This window comes from Pseudomonas koreensis (genome assembly GCF_036668835.1).
Lineage (GTDB): Bacteria > Pseudomonadota > Gammaproteobacteria > Pseudomonadales > Pseudomonadaceae > Aquipseudomonas > Aquipseudomonas koreensis_I.
In genome coordinates, this window is sequence record NZ_JAZEVW010000001.1 from 343,129 (window position 1) to 370,005 (window position 26,877).

The 26,877-nt window shown below is 59.4% G+C and carries 23 protein-coding genes; 20 read left to right on the top strand and 3 right to left on the bottom strand.

Annotation, left to right across the window (positions count from 1 at the left end):
* Positions 1 to 59 precede the first annotated feature (59 nt).
* The 4 genes from V6F91_RS01420 to V6F91_RS01435 all read left to right on the top strand — a co-directional run bounded on the left by V6F91_RS01420 (position 60) and on the right by V6F91_RS01435 (position 6,584).
* Positions 60 to 500, top strand: coding sequence for a MarR family winged helix-turn-helix transcriptional regulator (locus V6F91_RS01420; RefSeq protein WP_332761792.1), 441 nt, complete (start codon positions 60 to 62; stop codon positions 498 to 500).
* A gap of 291 nt (positions 501 to 791) precedes the next feature.
* Positions 792 to 2,141 carry an NCS2 family permease gene (locus V6F91_RS01425; RefSeq protein ID WP_332761794.1) on the top strand — a complete coding sequence of 450 codons (1,350 nt, stop codon included), beginning with the start codon at positions 792 to 794 and terminating at the stop codon, positions 2,139 to 2,141.
* An 87-nt stretch (positions 2,142 to 2,228) separates the two neighbouring features.
* Positions 2,229 to 2,858 (top strand): LysE family translocator, encoded by a 630-nt coding sequence (locus tag V6F91_RS01430; protein WP_332761796.1) that lies wholly within the window; start codon positions 2,229 to 2,231, stop codon positions 2,856 to 2,858.
* 195 nt (positions 2,859 to 3,053) lie between these two features.
* Entirely contained in the window at positions 3,054 to 6,584 is a 3,531-nt protein-coding gene (locus V6F91_RS01435; RefSeq protein WP_332761797.1) for a calcium-binding protein, read from the top strand.
* Positions 6,585 to 6,908: 324 nt separating this feature from the next.
* Here the strand turns inward: V6F91_RS01435 and uraH are convergent, their stop codons facing one another.
* Positions 6,909 to 7,262 carry a hydroxyisourate hydrolase gene (gene uraH / locus V6F91_RS01440; protein ID WP_008080901.1) on the bottom strand — a complete coding sequence of 118 codons (354 nt, stop codon included), beginning with the start codon at positions 7,260 to 7,262 and terminating at the stop codon, positions 6,909 to 6,911.
* A 429-nt stretch (positions 7,263 to 7,691) separates the two neighbouring features.
* Here uraH and puuE point away from each other — a divergent pair, with 429 nt between their 5' ends.
* The 8 genes from puuE (at position 7,692) to V6F91_RS01480 (ending at position 15,809) form a co-directional block, all read left to right on the top strand.
* Positions 7,692 to 8,618 carry an allantoinase PuuE gene (puuE, locus tag V6F91_RS01445; protein WP_332761800.1) on the top strand — a complete coding sequence of 309 codons (927 nt, stop codon included), beginning with the start codon at positions 7,692 to 7,694 and terminating at the stop codon, positions 8,616 to 8,618.
* A complete protein-coding gene (uraD, locus tag V6F91_RS01450; RefSeq protein ID WP_332761801.1) occupies positions 8,615 to 9,130 on the top strand; it encodes a 2-oxo-4-hydroxy-4-carboxy-5-ureidoimidazoline decarboxylase in 516 nt (171 codons plus the stop codon). The genes puuE and uraD overlap by 4 nt, the downstream gene beginning before the upstream one ends.
* An 87-nt stretch (positions 9,131 to 9,217) precedes the next feature.
* The gene (gene alc, locus V6F91_RS01455) at positions 9,218 to 10,213 is read left to right on the top strand and encodes an allantoicase (protein WP_332761802.1); all 996 of its coding nucleotides are present in this window, start codon (positions 9,218 to 9,220) and stop codon (positions 10,211 to 10,213) included.
* Between the two features lie 120 nt (positions 10,214 to 10,333).
* Positions 10,334 to 10,837 (top strand): ureidoglycolate lyase, encoded by a 504-nt coding sequence (locus V6F91_RS01460; RefSeq protein WP_042558425.1) that lies wholly within the window; start codon positions 10,334 to 10,336, stop codon positions 10,835 to 10,837.
* Between the two features lie 50 nt (positions 10,838 to 10,887).
* Positions 10,888 to 12,180 carry a urate hydroxylase PuuD gene (locus tag V6F91_RS01465; protein ID WP_332761805.1) on the top strand — a complete coding sequence of 431 codons (1,293 nt, stop codon included), beginning with the start codon at positions 10,888 to 10,890 and terminating at the stop codon, positions 12,178 to 12,180.
* A 168-nt stretch (positions 12,181 to 12,348) separates the two neighbouring features.
* Positions 12,349 to 13,701 carry a nucleobase:cation symporter-2 family protein gene (locus V6F91_RS01470; protein WP_332761807.1) on the top strand — a complete coding sequence of 451 codons (1,353 nt, stop codon included), beginning with the start codon at positions 12,349 to 12,351 and terminating at the stop codon, positions 13,699 to 13,701.
* A gap of 162 nt (positions 13,702 to 13,863) precedes the next feature.
* On the top strand, positions 13,864 to 14,649 hold the full coding sequence (locus V6F91_RS01475) for an outer membrane protein OmpK (protein ID WP_332761809.1): 786 nt from the start codon (positions 13,864 to 13,866) through the stop codon (positions 14,647 to 14,649).
* 374 nt (positions 14,650 to 15,023) lie between these two features.
* On the top strand, positions 15,024 to 15,809 hold the full coding sequence (locus V6F91_RS01480; RefSeq protein WP_332761811.1) for an outer membrane protein OmpK: 786 nt from the start codon (positions 15,024 to 15,026) through the stop codon (positions 15,807 to 15,809).
* A 115-nt stretch (positions 15,810 to 15,924) separates the two neighbouring features.
* Here the strand turns inward: V6F91_RS01480 and V6F91_RS01485 are convergent, their stop codons facing one another.
* Together V6F91_RS01485 and V6F91_RS01490 are read right to left on the bottom strand one after the other, a co-directional pair.
* Complete coding sequence (locus V6F91_RS01485; protein ID WP_332761812.1) at positions 15,925 to 17,097, bottom strand: patatin-like phospholipase family protein; 1,173 nt, start codon at positions 17,095 to 17,097, stop codon at positions 15,925 to 15,927.
* Positions 17,098 to 17,131: 34 nt separating this feature from the next.
* A complete protein-coding gene (locus tag V6F91_RS01490; RefSeq protein WP_332761814.1) occupies positions 17,132 to 18,064 on the bottom strand; it encodes a lipid A biosynthesis lauroyl acyltransferase in 933 nt (310 codons plus the stop codon).
* A 117-nt stretch (positions 18,065 to 18,181) separates the two neighbouring features.
* On the opposite strand from V6F91_RS01490, the gene minC reads away from it, so the two are divergent.
* The 8 genes from minC (at position 18,182) to V6F91_RS01530 (ending at position 26,369) form a co-directional block, all read left to right on the top strand.
* A complete protein-coding gene (gene minC, locus V6F91_RS01495; RefSeq protein ID WP_332761816.1) occupies positions 18,182 to 18,919 on the top strand; it encodes a septum site-determining protein MinC in 738 nt (245 codons plus the stop codon).
* 170 nt (positions 18,920 to 19,089) lie between these two features.
* Positions 19,090 to 19,902 (top strand): septum site-determining protein MinD, encoded by an 813-nt coding sequence (minD, locus tag V6F91_RS01500; RefSeq protein ID WP_007913953.1) that lies wholly within the window; start codon positions 19,090 to 19,092, stop codon positions 19,900 to 19,902.
* On the top strand, positions 19,902 to 20,156 hold the full coding sequence (gene minE / locus V6F91_RS01505) for a cell division topological specificity factor MinE (RefSeq protein ID WP_003223146.1): 255 nt from the start codon (positions 19,902 to 19,904) through the stop codon (positions 20,154 to 20,156). Before minD ends, minE begins: the two co-directional genes overlap by 1 nt.
* A gap of 91 nt (positions 20,157 to 20,247) precedes the next feature.
* The gene (locus V6F91_RS01510; protein ID WP_332761818.1) at positions 20,248 to 20,883 is read left to right on the top strand and encodes an RluA family pseudouridine synthase; all 636 of its coding nucleotides are present in this window, start codon (positions 20,248 to 20,250) and stop codon (positions 20,881 to 20,883) included.
* A gap of 178 nt (positions 20,884 to 21,061) precedes the next feature.
* On the top strand, positions 21,062 to 22,351 hold the full coding sequence (locus V6F91_RS01515; protein ID WP_090282483.1) for a M18 family aminopeptidase: 1,290 nt from the start codon (positions 21,062 to 21,064) through the stop codon (positions 22,349 to 22,351).
* Between the two features lie 213 nt (positions 22,352 to 22,564).
* Positions 22,565 to 22,741, top strand: a complete 177-nt coding sequence (locus V6F91_RS01520; protein WP_167359889.1) for a hypothetical protein — start codon at positions 22,565 to 22,567, stop codon at positions 22,739 to 22,741.
* A 75-nt stretch (positions 22,742 to 22,816) separates the two neighbouring features.
* Positions 22,817 to 24,970, top strand: coding sequence for a mechanosensitive ion channel family protein (locus V6F91_RS01525; protein ID WP_332761821.1), 2,154 nt, complete (start codon positions 22,817 to 22,819; stop codon positions 24,968 to 24,970).
* A gap of 64 nt (positions 24,971 to 25,034) precedes the next feature.
* Positions 25,035 to 26,369: an amidohydrolase gene (locus tag V6F91_RS01530; protein WP_332761823.1), complete on the top strand. Its 1,335-nt coding sequence runs from the start codon at positions 25,035 to 25,037 to the stop codon at positions 26,367 to 26,369.
* The last annotated feature ends 508 nt before the right edge of the window (positions 26,370 to 26,877 follow it).

Consider the following 26,877-nt stretch of genomic DNA (forward strand, 5'->3'; position numbering starts at 1 on the left):
GAGGAAAGTGAGTCAAACTGCTTGACTGAAATTACGCCAACGCGAGCGAGTACGTCAAGATGCTTGACCTTAAAAACCCGACCAGCCAGCAGCACGCCATGGAAGCATTTTTCTTTGGCTATCAGGCGTTCACCGCCAAGGCAGACGAAATGCTCGAACGCCGTGGTCTGTCGCGGGTGCATCAGCGCATCGTGTTTTTCATCGCGCGTTACCCGAATCTCAGCGTGAAGGAATTGCTCGCGCTGCTCGGCGTTAGCAAACAGGCGCTGAACATGCCGTTGCGCCAGTTGCAGGAAATGCATCTGGTCGACAGCGTGGCGTCGCAAACCGACAAGCGTAAGCGCCTGTTGGAGTTGACAGCGGAAGGCGCGAAGTTCGAGCAGGCGCTGCGACGCGAGCAGGTGAAATTGCTCGAGCGTGTGTTTGCTGAGGCCGGGGAAGCAGCGGTGAATGGCTGGTTGGCGGTGAATCTGGCCCTGGGGCAGTCTGACAACTCTTGAGTGAATCAAGAGGCGCTTTCGCGAGCAGGCTCGCTCCCACACGGGAACGCATTACAAAGGTGGAGCGAGCCTGCTCGCGAATGGCTTGATAGCCATATATCGCTATCAATGGAAAAACTGAAGACAAAACCAAAAACAATATTTGCTTTATTTGTACACAAAAGCATAATCCACAGCGTGCGAGTTCCTGACCTCATGGTCAACAAATTCGCGTATGCCTCAAAGGGCCGCTGCCACCCCTCATGGGTCCGGCCCTGGAAATAACAATAAAACTCTTGAGGAGTACTCGCTGTGGAAAGCCGCAAATCCGAAGCATCGCCGCTGGATCTCTCGCCGCCCTTACGCAATGGCCTGCTGGAGCGTCTGTTTAAACTCAGCTTGCATGGCACCACGGTGAAGACCGAGCTGATTGCCGGTCTGACAACCTTCATCACCATGGCTTACATCATTTTCGTCAACCCGAACATCATGGCCGACGCCGGGATCGATCATGGTGCAGCCTTCGTCGCCACGTGTATCGCCGCCGCGCTGGGCTGCCTGTTGATGGGCCTCTACGCCAACTGGCCAGTTGGCCTGGCGCCGGGCATGGGCCTCAACGCCTTCTTCACCTACACCGTGGTCGGGACCATGGGCTACAACTGGGAAACCGCACTGGGCGCGGTGTTCGTTTCCGGTGTGCTGTTCATGATCCTGACGTTCTCACGGATTCGTGAATGGCTGCTCAACAGCATTCCGGTCAGCCTGCGTTTTGCGATGGGCGCCGGCGTCGGCCTGTTTCTCGGGCTGATCGGTTTGAAAACCGCCGGCATCGTCGTCGATAGCCCAGCCACCTTGATCAAACTTGGCTCGCTACGCGAACCCGGCCCGCTGCTCGCGGCGATCTGCTTTCTGATGATCGCGATTCTCAGCTATCACAAAGTCTTCGGCGCGATCCTCATCAGCATTATCACCGTCACCCTGGCGGGTTGGGGCCTGGGCATCGTGCATTACGAAGGGATCATGTCGACTCCGCCAAGCCTGGCACCGACCTGGATGGCCATGAACGTCGCGGGCGTGTTCAACGTCAGCATGATCAGCGTGGTCCTCGCCTTCCTGTTCGTGCACATGTTCGACACCGCCGGCACGCTGATGGGTGTCGCCCAGCGCGCCAATCTGGTCAACCCTGACGGCCGCATCGAAAACCTCTCCCGGGCGATGAAAGCCGACAGTGCCTCCAGCGTATTCGGCGCCGTTGTGGGTGTTCCGCCGGTCACCAGCTACGTGGAAAGTGCCGCTGGCGTCGCTGCGGGTGGTCGGACTGGTCTTACCGCCGTCACCGTAGGTGTGCTATTTATAGCGGCGATGTTTTTCGCACCGCTGGCCGGCATGATTCCCGCGTATGCCACCGCTGGTGCACTGATCTACGTCGCGATGCTGATGATGGGCGGCATGGCTCATATCGAATGGGACGAAGCCACTGACGCGATTCCGGCCATCGTCACCGCGATCATGATGCCGCTGACTTTTTCGGTCGCCGACGGCATCGCGCTGGGCTTCATCACCTACGTGGCGTTGAAGGCCGGGACCGGCAAGTACAAGGAAATCTCCGTCAGCCTGTGGGTGCTCTGCGCGATCTTCATCGCCAAGTTCATCTTCCTGTAAGCGCTACGCGGTCCGGGTTTCAAAACAGCCTCATCCTCGCCGGTGGGGCTTTTGCACATTCATGAATACAACAAAAAGGAGCAAAAAATGAGTCTGGAAACCTGGCTGCTGTTCAGCGGCGCTGCGCTGGTGGTGATCCTCATTCCGGGGCCGCTGTCGTTGCTGATGATCAGCAACAGTCTCAATTACGGTTTGCGTCGGTCATACCCCGCATTCCTCGGTGGGGTGATCGCCTCAATCTGCCTGCTCAGCGCTTCGGCATTGGGGCTTGGCGCCTTGTTGCTGGCCTCGGAACAGTTGTTCAGCGCATTGAAAATCGTCGGCGCGCTGTACCTGTTCTATCTCGCGTGGCAGAGCTGGCAGCAGTCGCGCCAGCCAGCAACCGGAGCCCAGGTTCCTGAAACCGCACCGGTGCCGCGCTTTCGCACACTGTTCGGGCGTGCCTTCGTTTTGGGCGCGAGCAACCCGAAGGACATCCTGTTCTTCGCCGCGTTTCTGCCGCAGTTCCTCAGCGCGAACCAACCTTTTCTGCCGCAATTGTTGATCATGATCGCGACCTGGGTGGTGCTCGATCTGTGCTGCAAACTGGCCTACGGCCTGGGCGCCCATGGCGCAGCGCGTTATTTGCGCAGCGGCAAGGGGCAGAGTTGGTTCAACCGGATCAGTGCCGGATTGTTTGGCAGTGCCGGCACGGCGTCACTGCTCAGCAGCCATTAAGTATTGTTGCTGGCAACCATCCTGACTGAACGGATTCAAGTCGGGATGGTGCGGTTTACAATCAACCCAAGCGCGCAGACCCCGTAACCATTGCCAGGCAATACATGGCAACAACCCCTTTATGTACAGCGTTCAAAAACCCACCTTAATATCCGCTCCAATTCTAAAAAAAACAGCCTGAACAAGGAAGTTCTGATGGCCACCTTGATACACGAAGCATCCGTTCAAACCGATCCCGCGATAGATCCAAACAATCAAAAAGTCACAGACACGGTTGTCATCACGGATATGCGCCTGGAGAAGAACGAGCACAAGCCTGAAACCATCGATGCACCTGAAAACTCATCCAAGCCAAACATGTTGAAGTTTGCAGACGAAATATTCGGGCCACTGCACATCGGCGATGTATCGATAACACGAGTTGCTCTGGACAATCTTGGTGCGACCGTCGACGGTAAACCGCTGACGGGTAAAAACACTTTCAGCCGTGTGCTAAAGCGTTCTTTCATCAATGCCCTGCAATTCGACATGAACAAAGTCGAACACGCGATGAAGACCGCAACTGGCAGTGACAGTTACTTGTTGTCGACGCTGCTGTTTGAAATGGCCAGCCATCGCCCCCTGACTGCGCCAGCATTATTTCGCGAGCGCAGTGCCGATGAGAGCGATCCGGGCAATTATCGTCGCAAGCTGGTGAAACTTGCCAATGCTGCGCAGGCACTCGACCTGCAGCATGTGCACCTGCCCAGGCACGCTTCTCGCTGGAAGACACTGACCAAAAGTTACGCAACACTGGGCTCGAGTGTAGGCATCCAGGGCTTCGGAATATTCATGGGCCTGCGCGGAGTTGTCGATGCGATCAAGGCCGACAACACCCCTGAGATCGCGATAAACACTGCGGGCATCGCTTCGGAACTGGGATCGATCGCTGTCGACATTGCCGTCAGTAAAACCGCCACTCAGATGCTCACCGCCGGGCAACACGCCTACCGTGACTTCGCCAGAACGCGGATGGCGCTCAGATTGGGGCGCTCGGGCGGCCTGGTCGGCGGCGCGCTGACGTTGCCCTTCGATATCTACACCGCCGTGCGGTCCATGAACGCTGCCCAGAATGCTACGGGCAAGGAAGCGATGGATCACTATGTCAGCGCGAGCCTGAGCATCACCAGCGCGGCCATGACAGTGATCCTCGGCGCTGCGGCGATGGCCGGATTCTCCTTTGCCGGCCCGGTCGGATTGGCTGCCGGGGCAATTCTCGCCATCGGCTCGCAGGTGTACGGTGCGGTACGCATCGTCGACGACATTGACGATTACATCGAACTCACCCTCGATGAACGGTGGCGCACGGGCTGGTTTGCGTTCTGCATGAAGGATATCGATCAGGACGTTCAAGACCGTTATGTCAAGGCCAAGACCCTGTTGCAGCACTCCATCAAGTTGAAGACAGCAGCAAGAAAGCTGCTTGATGGGCCGCTGAAGGACAGCACCGAAGCCATCGTCAATGGCCAGTTCGAGGTTCGTCTGCGACCGACTCGGATCTGGAAGCGCAACTGGTGGACCAAACAGGATGCCTGGGAGTCGATACACGTCCCGGAAATAGTCGGCATTGACGACACCATAGATGCCCGGGGAGGCGTTACAAAGGACACACTCGGCGCGGAATTAGGCACCGCGGCAGACAACAAGAGCGTGCTGTGGCTGCTTGCCGAAGGTCAAGACTCTATCAAGGGGGTCGAAAAAAAACCGAACGTGTTTCATTACAAATCGGGGAAAAAAGACCTGACCGGGGGCGAGAAAGATGATCGGTTCGTATTCGACAACGCGGCGGACTTCCTGATGCAGGGCGCGGTTGTTGCGGAACATTCGACACTGCGCGCAGGCGCAGGCAATGACACGCTGGTGCTCGACGGCCATCATTCAGCTCGGTGCACGGATAAAACCGGCTATGACGTCGACCTGCTGGGCGGCACGCTGCAAGTCATCTCGACCGACACATCAACCGGGCAAGGCAAAAAACACACCCTGCACAGTTTGATCGACAGTATTGAAAATGTTGAAACGGTCAGCGGCGCGGCAAGTGTTGTGACCGGTACAGCGCAAAGCAACCTTATCAAGTCGCGCGGTAGCGATGTGATCGATGCAGGTGCCGGCGATGACCAGATCTACCTGCTGCACAAGGATGCCAAGGCATCCGGTGAAGCCGGCGCCGACCAGTATTTGATTGCTCATGTGGCAGGACGCTTCTCAATCTTCGAAGACGGCCAACAGCCAAGTCATATCGTACTCAACTGGAAAAAGGAACTGATTGATTCATGGCAAGTCGAGGGTAACGACCTGGTTATAACTTCGGGGTTCGAGTTCTTCGACCAGCCAAAAAACATATTAACCATTCATGACGTTTATGAAACAAAAGCCGACGAACGAATACGGGTGAATAAAAACCTGACTTTCATCACCAGCGACGGTTTCTATTTCAGATTTGAACTGCCGGAGAAGCTTTCAAAGGGCGAGACGGCGGACATCCCCGAGACACTCATCAAACTTGGTCAGTCACAACAACCCATTATCGTTTACGCCGAAGAGTGCTGGATCAGGCACCAGCAGGAAGCGAGCTATTACTTGCCCCGTTCCAGCAACATGACAACCTTTTACTCGGTGCTGCGCGCTGAGACAGTCATCAGAATCCATCTTGATTACAGCAGCGATGAACTGACAAAGGCCGAGGCGCATTTATTCGCATACAAACCCAGGTCCTATCACCTGACAGCAGGGTGTCATCTCGTTTATCACTTTGGCGAAAAGTGGATCAAACTGAATTACTTTGCCGCCGCTCGTAATGAAGACGATCACGACAACCTGACAAAAATCCTGCGCACCATGGCGGCCCGGCCGTTTCACCGTTATGTACTGATTTTCAAGGATGGTGTCGCCATCAATGCCGGCCTCACGGATGAAACCGATGCCCTGCCGGCCTTCGCCGATTACGTCGTGCCGAGGGACTGGATCACGCAAATGACCCTGCCCCTGCCCGTTCGCTCGCGACACTACAGTTTTGCCCTGCCTGAAAACAAAGCGTACGAAATGGGCAACCGCAACTGTTGTGCCACGCTCACCGCCCTGACTGTGCAGACCGCGATGGAAAGCCTCACAGGAGAAGGCTCGACGTATCTGATACACCTCGTCGCCAACATGACAATCAGACTTTCGACACCTGGAGCCCTCGCCACCTCCGCCGTGCAGCTAGCGCATTCTTCCACTTGGGAGCTCGACGCGACAAAACTCGGATCCGTCGCAATCAGACTCTCGGACAATCAGTTATCCATCGGCACCTGCACTGTTTACCTTCCGGTGTATGAAAGCGAGGACTTGATTGATCAGATCCGGGTCATCACTGAGGGCGGAGTGGTCCACACAGTCGATCTGATATTTGACCGGGTCTACCGCGACGGACTGGATGCGAGATTCTTTGAAGCACCCGACGAGTCCAGACCGCTGCCTTCAGCACTGGCCTCGTTGGCCAACGAGGTGGTGAAGATAAGAAACGCAGACTGGATCTTCGATCAGACTGCCGCATTGAGTTACAGCTTTGCCGCACACGGCTGGGTATTGCGTGCCGATAACTCACGCGTTGAAGTCTCCGAGCTGCGAGTGGCCAATCGTTGCAGCCACCAATCCGGGATCTTCATCTTCCAGCCTGCGCCGCAACTCAACGTCCCAGTGCAATAACGTCGAATCTTCAATCGATAGCGCCCTTGGCCCGGCAATGAACTGACCGAACCGAGCACGCCCGCCCGAATCGGCCAGGACGCCTTCAAGGCGCTGACCGAGGCCGCCGCGCAAAACAAAGTGGTGTGGCTGATTGGTGGAGTGTTGAAGGTTGCCGGCAAACCCGGCTCGGTATTCATCATCCGCGAACGTTGAGCGTTAGTCTTTGATCGCCGGTTTTGAGGGCATCATGCGGCCATAAAAAAAGCCCGCAGTGTGAGCGGGCGAAAGACCAAAGAAGCTATATGCGCAGTCGCTTCCCGGTGAGGGCAGCTGCTTGGGGGATCAACTGCCCCGATAGGTGGAATAGCTGTAAGGCGAAATCAGCAACGGCACGTGGTAGTGATCCTGCTCGGCAGAGATGCCGAAACGCAGCACCACCACGTCCAGAAACGCCGGCTCCGGCAACTGGACACCGCGGGCGCGGTAGTAATCGCCTGCGTGGAACTGAACCTGATAAACCCCGGTGCGATAATCATCGCCTTGCAACAGCGGTGCATCGACCCGGCCGTCGCTGTTGGTGACCGCACTGGCGACCAATTCCAGTTGCGAACCTTCAACGCGGTACAGCTCGACCTTGATCGAACTGCCCGGGCAACCGTGTGCAGCGTCCAAAACGTGAGTAGTCAAACGTCCCATTGATTCTGCGCGCCTGCCTGCGTGGAGCAGTCAGACTTCGCGCCTCCCGAAGTCAGTTGAAAAGGAGACCGCACCGGTTCGGGGCACGAAACGCTGCGGCGAGCGACTGATTAAGACACTTTTCAAAAAAATTGTACACAATAAAAACGACATTTTTCTTGCCACCCCCGCCAGTCGGGGGTTTCCTCATGATTAAGCGCCAATACGCCTATTCATTGCGCCTTCCGCTCAATAGCTGACGGGGCAGGCAGGTTTCTTGCAGGCTCACGCCAATGTCAGGAAAAGATGACAGTCGGCGAAAAATGCGAAAATTCAGGCTTACAAAATGTAAATAAAGTTGTATACAATCAGCCATCGCTGTGACGCCAGCCTGTTCCCTCACCGCCAGGCCGCCACACCCTCTGTCAACGTATAAGAAGGAAGACTGCAGTGAGCGCTGACTACCCACGCGACCTGATCGGTTACGGCAGTAACCCTCCTCACCCACACTGGCCGGGCAATGCCCGCATCGCCTTGTCCTTCGTGCTCAATTACGAAGAAGGTGGCGAGCGCAATATTCTCCACGGCGACAAGGAATCCGAAGCGTTCCTGTCTGAAATGGTCGCCGCGCAGCCGCTGCAAGGCGCGCGCAACATGAGCATGGAATCGCTTTACGAGTATGGCAGCCGTGCCGGCGTCTGGCGCATTCTGAAACTGTTCAAGGAATTCGACATTCCGCTGACCATCTTCGCGGTGGCCATGGCCGCTCAGCGTCACCCGGATGTGATCCGCGCAATGGTCGAGGCCGGCCACGAGATCTGCAGCCACGGCTACCGCTGGATCGACTATCAGTACATGGACGAAGCGCAGGAACGCGAGCACATGCTCGAAGCGATCCGCATCCTCACCGAACTGACCGGCGAACGCCCGCTGGGCTGGTACACCGGTCGCACCGGGCCGAACACCCGTCGCCTGGTGATGGAAGAAGGTGGTTTCCTCTACGACTGCGACACCTACGACGATGACCTGCCCTATTGGGAAGCGAACAACCCGACCGGCAAGCCGCATCTGGTGATTCCGTACACCCTCGACACCAACGACATGCGCTTCACCCAGGTGCAGGGTTTCAACAAGGGCGACGATTTCTTCGAATACCTCAAAGACGCGTTCGATGTTCTCTACGCCGAAGGTGCCGAAGCGCCGAAAATGCTCTCGATCGGTCTGCACTGCCGGCTGATCGGCCGTCCCGGTCGCCTCGCTTCGCTCAAACGCTTTATCGAATACGCCAAAAGTCATGAACAGGTGTGGTTCAGCCGTCGCGTCGACATCGCGCGCCACTGGCACGAAACCCAGCCGTACCAAGAGGCCGCCCAATGAGCCGCTTTCAAACCCTGCAACCGTCGACCCTGAGCCGCGACGCTTTCGTCAAAGCCTTCGCCGACATCTACGAACATTCGCCATGGGTGGCCGAGAAGGCCTACGACCTGGGTGCGGACACCTCGATCGACGAGATCGAAACCCTGCACCAGCGCATGAGCGACATCCTGTTGAGCGCCGATCACGCCAGTCAACTGGCATTGATCAACGCTCACCCGGACCTGGCCGGCAAAGCTGCCGTCCAGGGCCAATTGACCGAAGCCAGCACCAATGAACAGGCTGGCGCCGGTATTCACCAATGCACGGCCGAAGAGTTCCAGCGCTTCACCGAGCTGAACGACGCCTACAAGGCCAAGTTCAAGTTTCCCTTCATCATGGCGGTAAAAGGCAGCAACCGGCATCAGATCCTTGCGGCGTTCGAAACGCGCATCAACAATTCGGTGGAAACCGAGTTCAAATGCGCGCTGGCGGAGATCAACAAGATTGCCCTGTTCCGTTTACTGACTCTTTAGCAAGCCTGGCCCGAGCGTGAATGAACGCGAAAACGCCCAGGGCCCTGCAAGCATCCCCAGCCACTAATTCAAAGGCAGACAAGAAGAATGAAAGCTTACGCCGTACCTTTCGAAAAATACGTCAACCTGGCCGATGCCCGTCTGGGCACCAAGATCATCTCGGTCACCGATGACTGGTTCGCAGACGCCAATCGTCTGTTTCAGCCGACCCCGGCCGTATGGAAGGAGGGCGTGTTCGATGACAACGGCAAGTGGATGGACGGCTGGGAGTCGCGCCGCAAGCGCTTCGAAGGTTTCGACAGCGCGGTGATCCGCCTCGGCGTACCGGGCTCGATCAAAGGCGTCGACATCGACACTTCATTCTTCACCGGCAACTACCCGCCGTCGGCATCGCTGGAAGCGTGCTTCCTGGCCTCGGGCGAGCCGGATGAAAACACCCAGTGGACCGAAGTGCTGTCGGCCGTCGAGCTGCAGGGCAACAGCCACCACTACCATGAATTCAGCAACGACCAGGCGTTCAGCCACCTGCGCTTCAACATCTACCCGGACGGCGGTGTTGCGCGTCTGCGTGTGTACGGCATTCCGTTCCGCGACTGGTCGGCGGTTGGCGACAACGAGCAGGTCGACCTGGCAGCAGCCCTCAACGGTGGCCGCGCCCTCGCCTGCTCCGACGAACACTTCGGGCGCATGAGCAACATCCTCAACCCGGGCCGTGGCATCAACATGGGCGACGGCTGGGAAACCGCACGTCGTCGCACGCCGGGCAATGACTGGGTGATCGTCGCATTGGGCCATCCGGGCGAGATTGAGAAAATCGTCGTCGACACCCTGCACTTCAAGGGCAACTACCCGGACACCTGCTCGATCCAGGGCGCGTTCGTCAAGGGCGGCACCGACAGCCAGATCGAAACCCAGTCGCTGTTCTGGCGCGAACTGCTGCCAAGCCAGAAGCTGGAAATGCACGCCGAACATACCTTCGTCGAGCAGATCAAAGCGCTGGGCCCGATCACCCACATCCGCCTGAACGTGTTCCCGGATGGTGGTGTGAGTCGCCTGCGCGTATTGGGCAAGGTCGCTAAATAAGCAGTGAGGCCATTCGCGAGCAGGCTCGCTCCCACAGGGGATTGCATTCCAAAGGTGGGAGCGAGCCTGCTCGCGAAGGCGTCAGAACAGTCAACACAGAATCCGGATAAGAAGAACAGCATGCGCACACTGACGATTGAACCGCTGAGCAAAGAAGCTTTCGCCCCTTTCGGTGACGTGATCGAAACCGACGGCAGCGATCACTTCATGATCAACAACGGTTCGACCATGCGCTTCCACAAACTGGCGACGGTCGAAACCGCACAGCCTGAGGACAACGCGATCATCAGCATTTTCCGCGCCGATGCGCAGGACATGCCGCTGACCGTTTGCATGCTGGAACGCCATCCGCTGGGCAGCCAGGCTTTCATTCCGCTGCTCGGCAACCCCTTTCTGATCGTGGTCGCGCCACTTGGCGATGAACCTGTATCAGGCTTGGTCCGCGCCTTCGTCACCAACGGCAGGCAGGGCATCAATTACCATCGCGGCGTCTGGCACCACCCGGTGCTGACGATCGAAAAGCGGGATGACTTCCTGGTGGTTGATCGCAGTGGCACAGGCAATAACTGCGATGAGCATTTTTTCAAAGAGGATGAGCGTTTGATCCTCGCCCCCCACCAATAAGAGAAGGTCTGATCACTCGACAACAGAGTGACAGGCGAGAGGTAAAGACTGTGGAAGCACATCTGTTGGAATGGCTGAACCTGAGCGTGCGCTGGGTTCACATGATCACTGGCGTGGCCTGGATCGGCGCGTCGTTCTACTTCGTCTGGCTGGAGAACAACCTCAACCGCGTCAACCCGAAAACCGGTCTGGCCGGTGATCTGTGGGCGATCCACGGCGGCGGCATCTACCATCTGGAAAAATACAAACTGGCCCCACCGTCCATGCCGGAGAACCTGCACTGGTTCAAGTGGGAAGCCTACTTCACCTGGATGTCGGGGATCGCGCTGCTGTGCGTGGTGTTCTACTCCAATCCGACGCTCTACCTGCTCGCACCGGGCAGCACCCTGAGCGGTCCGGAAGGCGTGGCCATCGGCCTCGGCTCGCTGTTCGTCGGCTGGTTCATCTACTCCTTCCTCTGCGACTCGGCACTGGGCAAGCGCCCTGCCCTGCTGGGCTTCATTCTGTTCGTGCTGATCATCGGCGCAGCGTATGGCTTCAGCAAAGTGTTCAGCGGTCGCGGTGCGTACCTGCACGTCGGCGCGATCATCGGCACCATCATGGTCGGCAACGTGTTCCGTATCATCATGCCGGCACAACGCGCACTGGTTGCAGCCATCGCTGAAAACCGTACGCCGGACCCGGCGCTGCCGGCCAAGGGTCTGTTGCGTTCGCGACACAACAACTACTTCACCCTGCCGGTGCTGTTCATCATGATCAGCAACCACTTCCCGAGCACCTATGGCAGCCAGTACAACTGGTTGATCCTCGCCGGGATCGCGGTGCTGGCGGTGTTGGTGCGTCACTACTTCAACACCCGTCACGACAGCCACAAGTTCGCCTGGACCCTGCCGGTCGGCGCGGTGGGCATGATCTGCCTGGCTTACGTCACAGGTCCGATGCCAATGTCGAACGCCCCGGAAGTGGCCAAGGCACCGGCGCAAATCGAGTACCAGCCATTGCCGGAAACGGCGCTGGGCGGCGGCGCAAAACCGGCTGAAGCGGCGCAACCTGCGGCACCGGCGCAAGCCGCCAATGCCGGTCCCGGTTTTGACAAAGTGCACCACGTGATTCAAGAGCGTTGCGCAGTTTGTCACTCGGCCAAACCAACCAGCCCGCTGTTCAGCGCAGCGCCCGCCGGAGTGATGCTCGACACCCCCGAGCAGATCCGCCAGAACGCCGCGCGCATTCAGGCGCAAGCCATCACCACGCAGATCATGCCGCTGGGCAACATCACTCAGATGACCCAGCAGGAACGTGACCTGATCGGTGCCTGGATCGCCCAGGGAGCGCAGACCAACTAAGCCGTAAAAGCATCGCTGGCAAGCCAGCTCCCACAAGGTTTTGCACTGCCTGTGTGGGAGCTGGCTTGCCAGCGATTGGCCGCAATGCGGTCTGCCTGATGCAAAGAAACAGCTGCCAGCAACCCGGCAGCTGTTAATCACAAGAATAAAAAAGATCCGAGGTGTTGCATGTCCGAGCTGTCCAAAGCGCGCATCCCCGACGCACCCGCCATTCAGCGTTTGCCCTTTTTGCAACTGATCCTGGTCGGTCTGCAACATGTTCTGCTGATGTACGGTGGCGCCATCGCGGTGCCGCTGATCATCGGACAGGCCGCTGGCCTGAGTCGTGAAGAAATCGCCTTCCTGATCAACGCCGACCTGCTGGTCGCCGGTATCGCCACCATCGTCCAATCGCTGGGCATCGGCTCGATGGGCATTCGTATGCCGGTCATGATGGGCGCCAGCTTTGCGGCGGTCGGCAGCATGGTCGCCATGGCGGGCATGCCCGGCATTGGCCTGCAAGGGATCTTCGGCGCAACCATCGCCGCCGGTTTCTTCGGCATGCTGATCGCGCCGTTCATGTCCAAGGTCGTGCGCTTCTTCCCGCCGCTGGTGACCGGCACGGTCATCACCTCGATCGGTTTATCGTTGTTCCCTGTGGCTGTGAACTGGGCCGGTGGTGGCGTCGACGCTGCGCAATTCGGCTCGCCGATTTATCTGGCCATCGCCGCCCTGGTGCTGGCAACCATCCTGCTCGTTCACCGCTTCATGCGCGGTTTCTGGGTGAACATTTCCGTGCTGATCGGCATGTGCCTGGGCTACGTGCTGTGCGGCGTGATCGGCATGGTCGACCTCAGCGGCATGGCCAGCGCGCCGTGGATTCAGTTCGTCACGCCGCTGCATTTCGGCATGCCGAAATTCGAGTTGGCGCCGATTCTGTCGATGTGTCTGGTGGTAGTGATCATCTTCGTCGAGTCGACCGGGATGTTCCTCGCGCTGGGCAAGATCACCGGTCAGGAAGTCTGCCCGCGCATGCTGCGCCGCGGCTTGCTGTGTGATGCCGGCGCGTCGTTCTTCGCCGGTTTTTTCAACACCTTCACCCACTCCTCGTTCGCGCAGAACATCGGCCTGGTGCAGATGACCGGCGTGCGTTGCCGCTCGGTGACCATCGTCGCCGGTGGGTTGCTGATCGTTCTCAGCCTGCTGCCGAAAGCGGCATTTCTGGTCGCATCGATTCCGCCAGCAGTACTCGGTGGTGCAGCGATTGCGATGTTCGGCATGGTTGCGGCGACCGGGATCAAGATCCTTCAGGAAGCCGACATCGGTGACCGGCGCAACCAGTTGCTGGTCGCGGTCAGCATCGGCATGGGCCTGATTCCGGTGGTCCGTCCAGAGTTCTTCGCGCACCTGCCAATGTGGATGAGCCCGATCACCCACAGCGGCATCGCCATGGCCACCCTCAGCGCGCTGACGCTGAACCTGTTGTTCAACATTCTCGGCGGCAAGGAGCGTGCGGCGATCAATGATTGCCATGCGCACTGACAGCCACACAGGAAATCCCGTGTGGGAGCGAGCTTGCTCGCGAAGAGGCCATGTCAGTCAACATCACTGTTGAATGACACACCGCTTTCGCGAGCAAGCTCGCTCCCACAGGGACTACGCAACTGCTTGTGCCTCAACAATAAAAACAAGAGTGAGCAACCGATGATCCGCACGCAAACCAGCGTCATGTTGAGTGGCGGCCTGCTGGCCGCGAGTCAGGCCATGGCCGGCGATCTGCTGCTGTGGCAGACCAACAGCCTGAGCTATCTGTACGGCAAGAATTTCGCCATCAACCCGTCGATCCAGCAGACCGTGACCTTCGAGCACGCCGACAAATGGAAGTACGGCGACAACTTCCTGTTCGTCGACAAGATCTTCTACAACGGCAAGGAAGACGCCAACAAAGGCCCGCACGCCTTCTACGGCGAGTTCAGCCCGCGCCTGTCGTTCGGCAAGATCTTCGACCGCAAGATCGAGTTCGGCCCGATCAAGGACGTGCTGCTGGCGATGACCTACGAATACGGCGAAGGCGACAGCGAGGCTTACCTGATCGGCCCCGGCTTCGACCTGAAAGTGCCCGGTTTCAACTACGTCACGCTGAACTTCTATCGCCGCCAGACCGAAGGCCCGCGCCCCGGCGACGGCGTCTGGCAGATCACCCCCGCGTGGTCTTACAGCTTCCCGCTGGGCAACTCCGACGTGCTGATCGACGGCTACCTGGACTGGGTTGTCGACAACGACGAGAACTCGCGCGGCACTTACCACGCCAACCTGCACATCAATCCGCAGATCAAATACGACCTCGGCAAAGCCCTGGGCTGGAGTCAGAAGCAGCTGTATGTCGGGACTGAATACAGCTACTGGAAGAACAAGTACGGCGTCGAAAACACCCACAACTTCGACACCAATCAGAACACCGCGAGCCTGCTGCTCAAGGTGCACTTCTAAGATGATCCGCAACCGTGCGCCCTGCCTGTCGTCGGTGCTCTGTTGCGGGGCACTTGAGACCTGGCCGTTGAGTCAGTATTCTCCGCGGCCTTCTGAATTCGGTCTAAAAAAAAGCCCGAATTTAATTCCTGACCGAAAAGCCAACTTATCCCGGCCCCGGTCAGTACCGAGGCATCTCGAAAACACGCGCAATCGACTGTTTTTTCAGCAGCCGAGCGGGCGTTTTTTGGCTTTTCGAACGCCTTGGCTCAGCTCTTGCTAACAGCAATGAAGCTGACCGATCGGATGAATTTCGCAGCAACGAAAAAAGGCGCCACACCAGAGCGCCGATCTTAAAAAAATAAACGTGGAACACCTATTTTGGGAGCAACCGAATGAAACGTATGTGCACCAGCCTGATGTTTGCGGGATCGTTGCTGGCGGGGGGTCAGGCCATGGCCGACGGCCTGCTGCAATGGCAGGACAACAGCCTGACCTACCTTTATGGCAAGGACTTCCAGGTCAACCCGCGCATCCAGCAGACCGTGACTTTCGAACACGCTGACGGATGGAAATACGGGGACAACTTCTTCTTCCTCGACAAGATCTTCTACAACGGTGAAAAAGACTTCAACAACGGTCCGAACACCTACTACGGCGAGTTCCAGCCGCGCATCTCGCTGGGCAAGGTACTCGACCAGAAGATCGAGTTTGGCCCGATCAAAGACGTGCTGCTGGCCATGACGTACGAGTTCGGCGAAGGCGACAGCGAGTCGTATCTGATCGGTCCGGGTTTCGACCTGGCGATTCCAGGCTTTGACTACTTCCAGCTGAACTTCTACCAGCGCCACACCGAAGGCTCGCGTGCCGGTGACAACGTCTGGCAGATCACTCCGGTCTGGTCCTACACCATTCCGGTGGGCAACTCGAACATCCTGATCGACGGCTACATGGACTGGGTAACCGACAACGACTCCAACTCCAAAGGCGATTACCACGCCAACCTGCACTTCAACCCACAGGTCAAATACGACCTGGGCAAAGCGCTGAGCTTTGGCGAGAAGCAGTTGTATGTCGGTGTGGAATACGACTACTGGAAAGACAAGTACGGGATCGACGACACCGGTGCGTTCAAGACCAATCAGAGCGTGACCAACTTCCTGGTGAAGTTCCACTTCTGATCCAGCGGCGTCCCGCGAGGACGCCATCGCCAGCAGGCTGGCTCCCACATAGTTCTGAGATGTACACAAAACCAATGTGGGAGCTAGCCTGCTAGCGATGGCCGCACCGCCAATATCAAGCGGGAGCCACCGCTTCACCAATTCCCAAAAACCGGCACAGCTCGTCTCTTTTGGCCAGTGCATCCCTTCGCCCCAGCTCAATCAACTCGCTGCAATACCCCGCCTCGAACAACAGATAACTGAGCACCCCCGCCCCGCTCGTCTTCGTAGCCCCTGGCCCACGCAAAAACAGACGCAATGCCGCCGGCAATTCCTGGCGATGGCGAGCGGCGATTTCATCGATCGGCTGACTCGGCGCAATCACCAGCACCTCAACCGGCGCCACGCCCAACTCGCGGGTCGGCGTGCCTTCTGGCAGCAAGTGACTGAACTGATTCAGGCGCTGCAGCAATTCAATATCGCTTTCCAGACTGTCGATGAACGTGCTGTTGAGCATGTGCCCGCCGATCTGCGCCAGCGTTGGCTGTTGTCCGGTGTAGCTGCGCTCCAGCGGTTGTTGCGGATCGACCCCGCGCGGGTTGCCGCTGACACCCACCACCAGCACGCGACTGGCGCCCAGATGCAGCGCCGGGCTGATCGGCGCCGACTGGCGTACTGCGCCGTCACCGAAATATTCCTCGCCGATTTTCACCGGCGCGAACAACAGCGGGATCGCCGAACTGGCCAACAGGTGATCGACCGACAATTGCGTCGGCACGCCAATGCGGCGGTGCCGCAGCCAGGCGTCGATGGTGCCGCCGCCCTGATAGAACGTCACCGCTTGCCCCGATTCGTAGCCGAACGCAGTCACCGCCACCGCATGCAATTGCTTGCGCGCGATGGATTCGGCGATGCCGGGCAGGTGCAGTTTTTCCTCGAGCAGTTCGCGCAGCGGCGAACTGTTGAGCAGCGCCACCGGCATCTGCCGTCCGAGGCCGAGCAGGCTGTGGCTGACAAAACGGCTGGCCTGATGGATGACCCCGGGCCAGTCGCTGCGCAGCACGCGGTGGCTGCGAAAGCCCTGCCAGAACTGGGTCAGGCGTTCGATGGCGGCGCGAAAGTCCATGGCACCACTGGCCAGGCTGACCGCATTGATCGCCCCGGCCGAGGTGCCGACGATCACCGGAAACGGATTGTCCGCGCCGACCGGCAGCAACTCGGCAATCGCCGCCAGCACCCCGACCTGATATGCCGCCCGAGCCCCGCCGCCGGAAAGAATCAAACCTGTAACCGGTTCAGCAGGACTCATCGCAACACTCCACGGTGCTTGTCAGATCGGCTAATCAACGACGCTTGGGATAAAGTTTCGGCTCACCCGGCGGGCGACTCTTGAAGCGCCGATGCGCCCATAGATATTGCTCGGGGCAGGCACGCAAAGCGCTCTCGACCCACTGATTGATGCGGATGCAATCGGCCTCTTCGCTCTCGCCGGGGAAGTCTTCCAGCGGCGGATGAATCACCAGGCGATAACCACTGCCGTCGGCGAGACGTTCCTGCGTGAACGGCACCACCAGCGCTTTGCCCAGCCGTGCAAACTTGGTCGTCGCAGTGACGGTGGCGGCCTGAATGCCGAACAGCGGCACGAAGATGCTCTGCTTGGCGCCGTAATCCTGATCCGGCGCATACCAGATCGCCCGGCCCGAGCGCAGCAGTTTGAGCATGCCGCGCACGTCATCGCGCTCCACCGCCAGCGAATCGAGATTGTGCCGCTCGCGGCCACGGCGCTGGACGAAGTCGAACAAGGGGTTTTTGTGTTCGCGGTACATGCCGTCGATGGTGTGCTGCTGGCCGAGCAGCGCCGCGCCGATTTCCAGCGTGGTGAAATGCGCGGCCATGAGGATCACGCCTTTGCCTTCGCCCTGGGCCTTCTGCAGATGTTCAAGGCCTTCGACGTGGGCCAGTTTCGCCAGACGCTCGCGCGACCACCACCAGCTCATCGCCATTTCGAAGAAGGCGATGCCGGTGGAGGCGAAGTTTTCCTTGAGCAGGCGTTTGCGCTCGGCGGCGGATTTTTCCGGGAAGCACAATTCCAGATTGCGCCGGGCGATGATTCGCCGGTCGCTGGCGACGCGATACATCAACGCGCCCAAAACTCGACCGATGGTCAGCAGCGCCGGATACGGCAGCTGCACGATCAGCCACAAAAGCCCCAGGCCGCACCAGAGCGGCCAGAAGCGCGGAGCAAGAAATGCTTTTCGAAAACGCGGGCGATCCATTAAAGCTTCCGTAAATACAGTGGCCGCGCATTCTACATCGTTCGACCCGGCTTGCGGCTCGCGGGCGTTCTCGTTATAAGTCTCGGCACTTTTAGTGACAAGCCGTTGTATGCCGACATGAGCCAAACCGACCCGTTAGACCAAGATCCCGTATTCCAGCTCAAGGGCAGCATGCTGGCCATTACTGTGCTGGAACTGGCCCGTAACGACCTCGAGAGCCTCGATCGGCAATTGGCCGCGAAAGTCGCCCAGGCGCCGAATTTCTTCAGCAACGCACCGCTGGTTCTGGCGCTCGACAAACTGCCGCCGAGCCAGGGCGCCATTGACCTGCCGGGGCTGATGCGTGTGTGCCGTCAGCATGGTCTGCGCACGCTCGCCATTCGCGCCAGCCGCATCGAAGACATCGCCGCCGCCATCGCCATCGACATCCCCGTGTTGCCGCCGTCCGGTGCCCGCGAGCGGCCGCTGGAAACGCCCGAAGCCGAAGTCAAAAAGAAACCTGAAAAGCCGCCCGAGCCGACGGTCAAACCGACCCGTGTCATCACCACGCCAGTGCGTGGTGGCCAACAGATATACGCCCAGGGTGGCGATCTGGTGGTGGTGTCTTCGGTCAGTCCGGGGGCGGAACTTCTCGCCGATGGCAACATCCATGTATACGGTCCGATGCGTGGCCGCGCGCTGGCCGGCGTGAAGGGCGACACCAAGGCACGGATTTTCTGTCAGCAATTGAGCGCTGAACTGATCTCCATCGCCGGTCATTACAAGGTCTCCGAAGATCTGCGTCGCGATCCGATGTGGGGTTCGGGCGTGCAGGTCAGCCTGTCGGGCGACGTGTTGAACATCATTCGGCTTTAACGGATACTGCCGCATTTTCCAAGCATCTCTAAAACGTAGCGAAAACGGCTCAAACGAAGTAGGAAAAAGGCCTTAAAGCCAAATTCCAGCCAAGGCTGTCCGACTGCAGTAGTTTTCAAGAGATGTTTTTCAGGGGCTGAACAGTCCTTCTTCCTTAGGGGTGAAACACCTTGGCCAAGATTCTCGTGGTTACATCCGGCAAGGGTGGTGTGGGTAAGACCACCACCAGCGCCGCTATCGGTACCGGTCTCGCGCTGCGCGGCCACAAAACAGTGATTGTCGACTTCGACGTCGGCTTGCGTAACCTCGACCTGATCATGGGTTGCGAGCGCCGCGTGGTATACGACTTCGTCAACGTCGTGAACGGCGAAGCCAACCTGCAACAGGCGCTGATCAAAGACAAGCGTCTGGAAAACCTCTACGTGCTGGCCGCCAGCCAGACCCGCGACAAAGACGCGCTGACCGTCGAAGGCGTGGAAAAAGTCCTGATGGAGCTCAAGGAACAGTTCGAGTTCGTCGTCTGCGACTCCCCGGCGGGCATCGAGAAAGGCGCGCACCTGGCCATGTACTTCGCTGACGAAGCGATCGTCGTGACCAACCCGGAAGTCTCCTCGGTACGTGACTCGGACCGCATGCTCGGGCTGCTGGCGAGCAAATCGCGCCGCGCCGAACGTGGCGAAGACCCGATCAAGGAACACCTGCTGATCACCCGCTACCACCCGGAGCGTGTTGAAAAGGGCGAAATGCTCGGCGTTGAAGACGTCAAGGAAATCCTCTCGGTTACCCTGCTCGGCGTGATTCCGGAATCCCAGGCGGTGCTCAAGGCTTCCAACCAGGGCGTGCCAGTGATTCTCGACGACCAGAGCGATGCCGGTCAGGCGTACAGCGATACCGTCGACCGCTTGCTGGGCAAAGAAAAAGCCCACCGATTCCTCGATGTCGAGAAGAAGGGATTCTTCGAGCGCCTGTTTGGAGGTAGGTAATGAACCTTTTTGACTTCTTTCGTGCCAACAAAAAGCCAAGTACCGCCTCGGTAGCGAAAGAGCGTCTACAGATCATCGTGGCGCATGAGCGCGGCCAGCGCAGCACGCCGGATTACCTGCCAGCCTTGCAGAAGGAACTGGTCGACGTGATCCGCAAGTACGTCAACATCGGCAACGACGACGTACATGTTGCACTGGAAAGCCAGGGCAGTTGCTCGATTCTGGAACTCAACATCACCCTGCCCGATCGCTGAGTCGATCCGGCAGGTACGACGGCGGTTCAGGGCCATTCCTTCAGTGGAGTGGCGCTGAACCGCCGTTGGCATTTGTTACGAGGCTGTTTTAATGCCGCTGTCCAACATCCGCATCATCCATCAGGACGCCGCCGTACTGGTGGTCGACAAACCGACCCTGCTGCTCTCGGTGCCCGGCCGCGCTGACGACAACAAGGACTGCCTGATCACCCGTCTGCAGGAAAACGGCTACCCGGAAGCGCGCATCGTCCATCGCCTGGACTGGGAAACCTCCGGCATCATTCTGCTGGCCCGCGACGCCGACACACACCGCGAACTGTCGCGGCAATTTCACGACCGCGAAACCGAAAAGGCCTACACCGCGCTGGCCTGGGGTCAACCGGAACTCGACAGCGGCAGCATCGATCTGCCCTTGCGTTACGATCCGCCGACCAAGCCACGACACGTGGTCGATCACGAATTCGGCAAACATGCGTTGACGTTCTGGAAGCTGCTCGAGCGTTGCGGCGACTGGTGCCGCGTCGAACTGACGCCGATTACCGGTCGTTCGCACCAGTTGCGTGTGCACATGTTGTCGATCGGCCATCCGCTGCTCGGCGACGGGCTCTATGCCCATGAACAGGCGCTGGCGGCATGGCCACGGCTGTGCCTGCACGCGAGCATGCTCAGCTTCACTCACCCGCAGACCGGCGAACGCCTGCGCTTTGAGTGCCCGGCGCCGTTCTGACAAACACCACCGTCCCTCTGTAGGAGTGAGCCTGCTCGCGATAGCGGTATGTCAGTCAATTAATAATGCTCTGACACACCGCGATCGCGAGCAGGCTCACTCCTACAGGGGCTCCGGTTCGGATTCAATTGTTCGGCCAATACGTTAAACTCCCGCCCATTGCTGTCTGGAGTTTCTTATGCGCGAAGAGTTGAACCAAGGCCTGATCGACTTTCTCAAGGCCTCCCCTACCCCGTTCCACGCCACCGCCAGTCTGGTTCAGCGTCTGGAGGCCGCCGGTTACGTGCGCCTCGATGAGCGCGAACCGTGGACCACCGAGCCTAACGGCCGCTATTACGTCACCCGTAACGACTCTTCCATTGTCGCCATCAAAATGGGCCGCACCTCGCCACTGCATGGCGGTATCCGCCTGGTCGGCGCGCACACCGACAGCCCGTGCCTGCGAGTCAAGCCGCAACCGGAACTGCAGCGTCAAGGCTTCTGGCAGCTGGGTGTCGAAGTCTACGGCGGCGCACTGCTGGCGCCGTGGTTCGACCGCGACCTGTCGCTGGCCGGCCGCGTGACCTTCCGCCGCGATGGCAAGGTCGAAAGCCAGTTGATCGACTTCAAGGCGCCGATCGCGATCATTCCCAACCTGGCCATTCACCTCAACCGTGAAGCCAATCAGGGCTGGGCAATCAACGCGCAGACCGAGCTGCCGCCGATCCTCGCGCAATTTGCCGGTGACGAGCGCGTGGATTTCCGCGCTGTGCTCACCGATCAACTGGCCCGCGAACACGGTTTGAACGCCGATGTGGTGCTCGATTACGAGCTGAGTTTCTACGACACGCAAAGCGCGGCAGTGATTGGCCTCAATGGCGATTTCATCGCCGGCGCGCGCCTCGACAACCTGCTGTCGTGCTACGCCGGCCTGCAAGCCTTGCTCAACGCCGAAACCGACGAAACCTGCGTGCTGGTGTGCAACGACCACGAAGAAGTCGGCTCCTGTTCGGCCTGCGGTGCCGATGGCCCGATGCTCGAACAGACCCTGCGCCGCGTGCTGCCGGAAGGCGACGAGTTCGTTCGCACCATCCAGAAATCCCTGCTGGTCTCGGCCGACAACGCCCACGGCGTGCATCCGAACTATGCGGAGAAGCACGACGCCAACCACGGTCCGAAGCTCAACGCCGGCCCGGTGATCAAGGTCAACAGCAACCAGCGCTACGCCACCAACAGCGAAACCGCGGGGTTCTTCCGTCATCTGTGCATGGCCGAAGAAGTCCCGGTGCAAAGCTTCGTGGTGCGCAGCGACATGGGCTGCGGCTCGACCATCGGCCCGATCACCGCCAGCCACCTGGGCGTGCGCACCGTCGACATCGGCCTGCCGACCTTCGCCATGCACTCGATCCGTGAATTGTGCGGCAGCCATGACCTGGCGCACCTGGTCAAAGTGCTCAGTGCGTTCTATGCCAGTCGTGACCTGCCTTAAAGGCTGAAAAGCTTCGCGAGCAGGCTCGCTCCCACCCTGGAAAGCATTTCAAGGAAATGGGCTTCCACTTTGGAATGCATTCCAATGTGGGAGCGAGCCTGCTCGCGAAAGCGCCGGCCCAGACACAAGAAAGCGAAAATTCCTGCACCACATCACTTCCCCGGCTCAAAAAGCCGCCTAGACTCAAATCATCCCAAAGACAAGGCAGTCTCCATGATCTCGATGTCGTCGTTCCACGCCATGCTCATTCCAATCCTGAGCGGAATGCTCCTGCTGGCAATCGGTTTCAACTTCCGTGACAAGAACGCCGGCGTGTTCGCCATGTGGATCGGCATGCTGATGATCCTCGCCACAGTGATCTACAAGATCCTCGCCAAACTCAACGAATAACCCGCGCCGGCTCGCATTGCCCCCATGGGCCTCGTACACTCCAGCGCATCCACCCCTTGCCCGGTTGACCGCCCAGTGTTCGCTCGTTTCCTTGCCTTGCCCAGTCTGTTTCTCGTTTGCCTGATGTGCCTGCTGCCGCTGGCGCCCGCCAACGCGGTCGGTTTGCCCGGCGTGCTCAACACCGGCAAAGCGCAGCCCGTCGCCGAGGAACCGCTCGGCCAGTCCCTCGACGAAGTCATCAAGTCGCTGGAAAACGACCAGCAGCGCGCGCAACTCTTGAGTGACTTGAAGAAACTGCGCGACGCCACCAACAAGGCCCAGGCCAGCCCCGAAGAAGGCGTGCTCGGCCTGATCGGCGGCACCCTCGCCAATTTCGAAAAACAATTCACCGGCGCCGACAGCCCGCTCAATCGCTGGGGCAATGAATTCGATCTGGCCAAGGACGAATTGCGCGGCCTGATGCTGCCGGCCAATCAATGGCTGCCGATCATTTTCGGCTTCGCGATGATCCTGATGGTCTGGAGCCTGCTCGCCGCCGCGCTGATCTGGCTCGGTCACCGCGTGCGTCTGCGCTTCGGCCTCACCGAAGAACTGCCGCAACACCCGCGCGCCCTCGACATGCTGCGCTTTGCCCTGCGCAAGCTCGGGCCGTGGCTGATCGCATTGGTGATGACCGTGTACATGAGCTACGCCTTGCCCTCGTCTCTGGGCAAGAGTCTGGCGATGGTGCTGGCCTATGCGCTGGTGGTCGGCACCTGTTTCTCGGCGATCTGCGTGATCGCGTTTTCCCTGCTCGACGGCCCGCACCGTCATCGCGCCCTCTACATCCTGCGCCATCAGGCGTTCCGGCCGCTGTGGCTGATCGGCAGCTTCGCCGCGTTCGGTGAGGCCTTGAGCGACCCGCGTCTGGTCGCTAGCCTCGGCGTGCATCTGGCCCACACCGCCGCGACCGTGGCCAATGTGCTGGCGGCGTTGTCGACCGGTCTATTCATCCTGCGTTTCCGCCGACCGATCGCGCACCTGATCCGCAACCAGCCATTATCGCGGCGGCTGACCCGCCGCGCCCTCAGCGACACCATCGAAATCCTTGGCACCTTCTGGTACGTGCCGGCGCTGGTGCTGGTGGGTATTTCGCTGTTCGCCACCTTCGTTTCCGCCGGCGACACCAGCACCGCATTGCGTCAGTCGCTGATCTGCACGGTGCTGCTGGTGCTGTGTATGGTCATCAACGGTCTCGTCCGCCGTCATTCGCTGAAACCGCAACGCGGGCCAAAACGTCATGCGCTGTATTCGGAACGCCTGAAAAACTTTTTCTACACCCTCGCGCATCTGCTGGTGTGGCTGCTGTTCATCGAGCTGGGCCTGCGGGTCTGGGGCCATTCGCTGATCGGCTTCGCCGAGGGCGACGGCCATGACGTCAGCGTCAAACTGTTCAGCCTGATCGGCACGCTGATCATTTCCTGGCTGATCTGGATTCTCGCCGACACCGCCGTTCACCATGCCCTCACCCGTTCACGCAAAGGCCTGGCCAACGCCCGCGCGCAGACGATGATGCCGCTGATCCGCAACGTGCTGTTCGTGGCGATTTTCATCATTGCGCTGATCGTCGCCCTGGCGAACATGGGCATGAACGTCACGCCGCTGCTCGCGGGTGCCGGTGTGATCGGTCTGGCCATTGGTTTCGGTGCGCAGTCACTGGTCGCGGACTTGATCACTGGTCTGTTCATCATTATCGAAGACTCGCTGGCGATCGACGATTACGTCGACGTCGGCGGCCACCTCGGCACGGTCGAAGGTCTGACCATCCGCACCGTGCGCCTGCGCGATATCGACGGCATCGTTCACACCATTCCGTTCAGCGAAATCAAAAGCATCAAGAACTACTCGCGAGAGTTCGGCTACGCGATTTTCCGCGTGGCGGTGCCGTACAACATGGAAATCGACGACGCGATCAAACTGATGCGCGACGTCGGGCAGAAGATGCGCACTGATCCGCTGCAACGGCGCAATATCTGGTCGCCGCTGGAAATCCAGGGTGTGGAAAGTTTCGAGTCCGGCAGTGCGATTTTGCGCGCACGCTTCAAGACCGCACCGATCAAACAATGGGAAGTTTCCCGTGCGTTCAACCTGTCGCTCAAACGCCATCTCGACGAGGCCGGACTGGACCTGGCGACGCCGCGCATGAGCGTGCAAGTGATCACCGCCGGTGGCGGGCAGCCGAAGGAATAGCACTCAAGCGTGCGGTTGCAGTCACAGGCAGGGAAGCCCGACAACAATAATCAAGGAGAAAGCCATGCAACTGACGCGCATTGCCCAGACCGTCCTGCTCAGCCTGATCGCCAGCCACGCCGGCGCCGCCACGCTGGACAGCAGCCGCGAGCAAATCGCCGAACAGGCGCAAAAGCTTGAGCCCGAACTGCTCGAAACCCGCCGCGACCTGCACGCCCACCCGGAACTCGGCAACAGCGAAAAACGCACCGCCGAGCTGGTCGCGGGGCAGCTCAAAGCCATGGGCCTTGAGGTGAAAACCGGCGTGGCCCGCACCGGCGTGGTCGCCGTCCTCAAAGGCGCCCTGCCCGGCCCGACCGTGGCCCTGCGCGCCGACATGGACGCGCTGCCGGTCAAGGAAGTTTCCGACCTGCCGTTCGCCTCGAAAGCCAAAGGCACTTACCTCGACAAGGAAGTCGACGTCATGCACGCCTGCGGCCACGACGCCCACACCGCGATCCTGCTGAGCACGGCGAAAATTCTGACTGGCATGCGCGACACCCTGCCCGGCACCGTGGTGTTCTACTTCCAGCCCGCCGAAGAAGGCCCCAGCGACTTCATCCCCGATGGCAAAAACACCTGGGGCGCGAAAATGATGGTGCAGGAAGGCGTGATGAAATCACCCAAACCCGACGCGGTGTTCGGCCTCCACGTCTGGGCCGGCGTCCCCGCCGGCCAGATCGCCTACCGCCCCGGCCCGACCCTCGCCAGCTCCGACGACCTGCGCATCAAGATCCTCGGCAAGCAAACCCACGCCGGCCGCCCTTGGGACGGCATCGACCCGATCACCGTCGGCGCGCAAACCATCGTCGGCCTGCAAACCGTGGTCAGCCGCCGCACCGATATCTCGTCTTATCCATCCGTGGTCAGCATCGGCACCATCAACGGCGGCACCCGCTACAACATCATCCCCGAATCCGTCGACATGACCGGCACCATCCGCTCCTACGACTACGGCATCCGCCAGAAACTGCACAAAGACGTCCGCCAGACCATCGAAAAAATCGCCGAAAGCGGCGGCGCAAAAGCCGACGTCACCATCATCGAAAAATACGACCCGACCATCAACAACCCGGCGCTCACCGAGAAAATGCTGCCAACCCTGAAATGGGCCGCCAAGAACGACGTCGTGCAAGGACCGCTGGTGGGCGGCGCGGAAGACTTCTCCTTCTTCGCCAAGGAAGCGCCGGGGCTGTTTGTGTTTCTGGGCGTGACGCCACGGGATCAGGACATGAGCAAAGCCGCGCCGAACCATAATCCGGGGTTCTTTGTCGACGAGTCGGCGCTGGTGGTTGGAGTCAGGACATTGGCTTCGCTGGCGACGGATTATCTGTATGCGAATGCCGGGGTGGGCAAATAAGACCACCCTCAACGTCAAAAGCCCCTCACCCTAGCCCTCTCCCAGAGGGAGAGGGGACTGACCGTGGTGGATGCGAGCGCTAAACCGACCCGCGATACCGAGTCGAACGCAAGTCTCGAAATCAACCAAAATCGGCTCCCTCTCCAGGGGGAGAGGGCTGGGGTGAGGGGCAGCCACACCACAAAACCAAAGCCAACCACCCGCTTCTAACCACTCAACAATGAGCGTTAGCTCGAGTGCCCTTGATCTTGCCTAACCAGCGACATCGGAAGGCTGAGCGCAGGGATTGATCCGGGCGTGGGAGCGCAGCGACCGTCTGGCGTAGCCAGACACAGCGGAAGGAGGTGCAGCGAAGCAAACCGTAGCCGCTGCGCCCGGATCGATCCCGGAGCGAAGGGACCCGAGCCTGCGAGGGCCGAACGTAGGAGCAAGCGTTTTTTGCTTACTTTTTTAGGCGCTTGTAAAAAAGTAAGTCGCCGTCAGGCGAAACCGCCAGCAGCCGCTACCG

Excerpts from the sequence above, each read along its gene's own strand:
- uraH (WP_008080901.1), bottom strand. The coding sequence starts at position 7,262 with ATGGGACGTTTGACTACTCACGTTTTGGACGCTGCACACGGTTGCCCG.
- uraD (WP_332761801.1), top strand. The coding sequence starts at position 8,615 with ATGAGCCGCTTTCAAACCCTGCAACCGTCGACCCTGAGCCGCGACGCT.
- V6F91_RS01480 (WP_332761811.1), top strand. The coding sequence starts at position 15,024 with ATGAAACGTATGTGCACCAGCCTGATGTTTGCGGGATCGTTGCTGGCG.
- V6F91_RS01435 (WP_332761797.1), top strand. The coding sequence starts at position 3,054 with ATGGCCACCTTGATACACGAAGCATCCGTTCAAACCGATCCCGCGATA.
- minE (WP_003223146.1), top strand. The coding sequence starts at position 19,902 with ATGAACCTTTTTGACTTCTTTCGTGCCAACAAAAAGCCAAGTACCGCC.
- V6F91_RS01460 (WP_042558425.1), top strand. The coding sequence starts at position 10,334 with ATGCGCACACTGACGATTGAACCGCTGAGCAAAGAAGCTTTCGCCCCT.
- V6F91_RS01530 (WP_332761823.1), top strand. The coding sequence starts at position 25,035 with ATGCAACTGACGCGCATTGCCCAGACCGTCCTGCTCAGCCTGATCGCC.
- V6F91_RS01515 (WP_090282483.1), top strand. The coding sequence starts at position 21,062 with ATGCGCGAAGAGTTGAACCAAGGCCTGATCGACTTTCTCAAGGCCTCC.
- minC (WP_332761816.1), top strand. The coding sequence starts at position 18,182 with ATGAGCCAAACCGACCCGTTAGACCAAGATCCCGTATTCCAGCTCAAG.
- V6F91_RS01475 (WP_332761809.1), top strand. The coding sequence starts at position 13,864 with ATGATCCGCACGCAAACCAGCGTCATGTTGAGTGGCGGCCTGCTGGCC.
- V6F91_RS01420 (WP_332761792.1), top strand. The coding sequence starts at position 60 with ATGCTTGACCTTAAAAACCCGACCAGCCAGCAGCACGCCATGGAAGCA.
- V6F91_RS01485 (WP_332761812.1), bottom strand. The coding sequence starts at position 17,097 with ATGAGTCCTGCTGAACCGGTTACAGGTTTGATTCTTTCCGGCGGCGGG.
- V6F91_RS01510 (WP_332761818.1), top strand. The coding sequence starts at position 20,248 with ATGCCGCTGTCCAACATCCGCATCATCCATCAGGACGCCGCCGTACTG.
- V6F91_RS01520 (WP_167359889.1), top strand. The coding sequence starts at position 22,565 with ATGATCTCGATGTCGTCGTTCCACGCCATGCTCATTCCAATCCTGAGC.
- V6F91_RS01470 (WP_332761807.1), top strand. The coding sequence starts at position 12,349 with ATGTCCGAGCTGTCCAAAGCGCGCATCCCCGACGCACCCGCCATTCAG.
- alc (WP_332761802.1), top strand. The coding sequence starts at position 9,218 with ATGAAAGCTTACGCCGTACCTTTCGAAAAATACGTCAACCTGGCCGAT.
- V6F91_RS01490 (WP_332761814.1), bottom strand. The coding sequence starts at position 18,064 with ATGGATCGCCCGCGTTTTCGAAAAGCATTTCTTGCTCCGCGCTTCTGG.
- V6F91_RS01430 (WP_332761796.1), top strand. The coding sequence starts at position 2,229 with ATGAGTCTGGAAACCTGGCTGCTGTTCAGCGGCGCTGCGCTGGTGGTG.